Genomic DNA, 3142 nt, shown 5'->3' with positions numbered 1-3142 from the left:
TAAAAGGAGCTGACCATGCAATCATCCATCTTCAATGTCTCCGGACGGGTTGCCTTGGTGACCGGGGCTTCCAGCGGGTTGGGAGTGCAGTTTGCGCGTACGCTGGCGGGTCATGGTGCGCGATTGGTCCTTGCGGCCCGGCGCGTCGAACGTCTCCAAGCTCTCACCGATGAGCTGGCCGCAGACGGGGTCGAGGTGCTGCCGGTGCGCTGTGACGTGACCCGTGAAGATGAGGTGATCGCGCTGATCGAAGCCGCGATCGAGCGGTTCGGTCGCATCGATGTGCTCGTCAACAATGCAGGGCTGGGGGCCATGCACCCACTGGAGCAGACGTCGCTGGATGAGTGGGAAGCGGTTCAGGCGGTCAACGTGACGGGATTGTTTCTCTGCTGCAAGCATACGGTTCCGCACATGCGTGCCCGCGGTTACGGAAAGATCGTCAACTTGTCGTCGATGTTCGGTCATGTCGGGAACACCGCGATCACCGCGGCCGCCTACCATGCGTCCAAAGGGGCGGTCGACAATCTCACCAATGCCATGGCTGGCGAACTGTCCCGGCACGGGATCACCGTCAATGCAATCGGCCCGGGCTTCTTCGAGTCGGAAATGACCGAGTCCGTCATTCACGATGAGGAGTTTCTCCAGTTCGTCAAGGGCCGCTGTCCAATGGAGCGCGTCGGGCGAGCCGGGGAACTCGATGGTGCCCTGTTGTTCCTGGCCTCCGACGCGTCGAGCTATGTGACCGGTCAGACCATCTACGTTGACGGCGGCTGGACGGCGGTCTGAGTAAAGGGGGGCTGCCGGGGCCGGGCTGCAGGTCCATGGAAGGTCGTTGGCATCGCCCTTGATACAATCGCGCAGCAGAGGGATGTCCAGTTGGCCTTAGCCCGTGGAACACGTTCCGGCGGTCCGGCCACTGGTGCAGGTGTTCACCCGGTTCACGACGCATTGGTGCGAACCCGGGAACACCTGCGATTGACCAGCGGATCCGTTGAAGTGATCAACCCCAGGACCTCGGGTTCGAATTCGTTGAAACGAGCGTCGCAGTCAAACAGAGAGCGGATTTCGGTTACAGGACACTGGTTTCACGCATAGCCGGCGGAATATTCCCATGGTCTCTCTCAACACTCGATGCATGATTACCAAGATTACGGGCGCAGATGTTGGAGGTCGACCTGTATTCGGCGACACTCGGGAGGAGCCATGCTCCCTAATTAAGCTCTTAGGTAATGATGCTACTGACGTTGCGATGGAAATTGGTAGCGCACCTGAGTACCCGACTTCGCAGGGACGGATTGCGGATGCGGTGCTTCTGCTTCCCATTACGACCAGGGCCGGCATCAACGATATGATAGAGGTCGCGGGTGTCAAGCTGAAAGTGATTGGAGTCTCACCTCGCTACGATGGGGTCGGCAAGCGTGAGTGTTACATTGTCGAAGCGATGCTTTGGGAGTGAATTTTTACGGAAAAAGGCGTCGCTTCTGTGTCCATTGGGGACGCCGCCCCCGCCCCTCGGCCACGCGAGCGCGCATCGGCCCGCAGCTCGGCGACCACGTCCCCCGGGCGCCTTGATCATCATGGCCACGGTGAGTGCGGAAGTCACCACGGAGGCCTCGAGCGTCTGCGGCTCGCGCGCATACCGGTATGCTTGGCGGCGGAACAAGCTAGACGCCTGGGCCAACGCCGCGGCGGCCTCGTTGAGTCTGGTACTCGGGCGGATCAGATATGAACAAGTATTTTCGGGTGGTGGCAGACACACGGCGCTTCGCCAACCGTGAAGTATCGGTTGACCCGTTCGGAAAAGGGCGTCCATCCGTCCTATACTCGGCTCCCATGATCGGCATAGCTGTCGGAGGCCACCACTATGGGATCAGGCGGCCTGGAGCGCATCGGTCAGTTTGACAAGTCCTTCGTCATACGGACTTTGCGGGATTTCTGCCTGACCACCCTGGCCATATTGCTGTTGGTGCTGGGCATGAGCTACGTCCTGACCCAGATGCGCTTCCAGGACGATGGCCAGGCCGAGACCCGCTACGCGGCCGAGCGCCTGGCGGACGACGTGCGCTCCATCATGCTCAACGAGGGCGGCCCGGTGGCCGCACGCACCGTCTACCCCATCCTGCATCGCAACCACGAGTCCCAGGGGCTGCATATCGCCATCCTGCCGTCCCAGGTCACCGTGACCTCCATCCGCAAGCGCTTCGACAAGGAAGCCAAGGGGCTGCCCCCGGAGTGGCCGGACGACGGGCGCTTCCACGAGCATACCGTGCACCTCAGCGCGGAGCCGCCGTGCATCCGTTGCCACATGGACGCCCAGGTGGGCGATGACCTGGGACATGTGACCGTGCGCAACTACGCCAGCACCTTCATGGAGCGCTGGTGGCAGGATCTGCGTATCGACGCCTTCACGGGGCTTTTCAACATCACCATCAGCGCGGTGGTGGTCTTCATCCTGCTCCGTGCCCGCATGGAGCCGCTGCTGTCGTTGCGGGCGGTGGTCTCACGCCTGGCCAAGGGGGAAATGCGGCTCAGCCGGCGGGCCCCGGTAAAGTCCGAGGACGAATTCGGCGAGCTGGCTTTCGACCTCAATCAGTTGCTCACGCGCATCTGCGACATCGTCGACGAGCTGGAGCAGGCGTTGGAGCTGGAGACCGGCGCCGGAGCGGACTTCAGCAGGCAGGTCGAAAGGGCGCGGGAGCAGATGGTGCTGCTGCGCGGTCGTCTGCAGGCGCTGAGCGCGGCGGCCCTGCCTGCTTCGCAGTCGCCTGCGGCGCCAGATCTGGCGGCGAGCCTGGATGAGGTGGCGGACCGGCTCCGGCAGCGTGGCGCGGACCCGGTGGCGGTCGCAGATGAACTCCACGGCATGCGCGAGGCCGTCGCCGCCGTGGCGGCCCGTCAGCGGCAGCTGCAACAGGCGCTGGGCGGGTTGTCCGAGCCGGTGAGCGAGCTGAGCGATATCACGGCACGCCTGGGGAGCCTCGCGGAGCGGTTGCAACGAACCACCGCCGCGGAGCAGCGGCTGCTGGAACGCCTTCGCTGAGGTCTGTTCTGGTTGGTTTTCACGGCCAACCGGCGTTCCTACTGCGAGAGAGACACTAGTGTCCTGTCCCGCAAATACCGTTGCGATTGTCGCGGCCCTGAC

At 63.0% G+C, this 3142-nt stretch carries 2 protein-coding genes; both read left to right on the top strand.

From position 1 onward, the window contains the following. Positions 1-15 precede the first annotated feature (15 nt). Entirely contained in the window at positions 16-786 is a 771-nt protein-coding gene (locus tag QZT63_RS03405) for a glucose 1-dehydrogenase (protein WP_290648598.1), read from the top strand. A gap of 1078 nt (positions 787-1864) precedes the next feature. Next, positions 1865-3040 carry a methyl-accepting chemotaxis protein gene (locus tag QZT63_RS03400; protein WP_290648596.1) on the top strand — a complete coding sequence of 392 codons (1176 nt, stop codon included), beginning with the start codon at positions 1865-1867 and terminating at the stop codon, positions 3038-3040. Positions 3041-3142: the final 102 nt, after the last annotated feature.

Origin of the sequence: Aquisalimonas sp., from assembly GCF_007120195.1 — a bacterium.
Lineage (GTDB): Bacteria > Pseudomonadota > Gammaproteobacteria > Nitrococcales > Aquisalimonadaceae > Aquisalimonas.
This window is presented reverse-complemented; position numbering and strand designations above follow the sequence as displayed.

Bases quoted from the DNA above. Each gene is read 5' to 3' on its own strand.
- QZT63_RS03405 (WP_290648598.1), top strand. From the start codon at position 16: ATGCAATCATCCATCTTCAATGTCTCCGGACGGGTTGCCTTGGTGACC.
- QZT63_RS03400 (WP_290648596.1), top strand. From the start codon at position 1,865: ATGGGATCAGGCGGCCTGGAGCGCATCGGTCAGTTTGACAAGTCCTTC.